This window comes from Flavobacterium sp. NKUCC04_CG (assembly GCF_019345525.1).
Lineage (GTDB): Bacteria > Bacteroidota > Bacteroidia > Flavobacteriales > Flavobacteriaceae > Flavobacterium.
This window is the reverse complement of record NZ_JAHKRA010000106.1, coordinates 1-205: the sequence shown is the minus strand read 5'-3', so window position 1 is coordinate 205 and position 205 is coordinate 1. Positions and strand designations below refer to the sequence as shown.

The following is a 205-nucleotide window of genomic DNA, read 5'->3' as shown; positions in this document are numbered from 1 at the left end:
TACCATGGCTTTGATATCTACAGTTACACTAGCACCCGCTTCGTTCACATAAGTAATTGTACCCGCAGTATAATTTGGTGTTAAAGTTGTAATTGTTTCAAAACTGTCGATTGCTCCTTTAATATCTAAAGTAGTCAAATTCGATTTCTCATCTTGATACGTCAACATACCTGTTGCACTGTTGTAAGACAAAATAGTCAAGGTT

1 pseudogene is annotated in these 205 nt (G+C 35.6%); it reads right to left on the bottom strand.

Features of this window, described 5'->3' with window-relative positions:
* Positions 1-205 (bottom strand): annotated as a pseudogene (locus KO524_RS15380) (hypothetical protein); the annotation flags it as partial.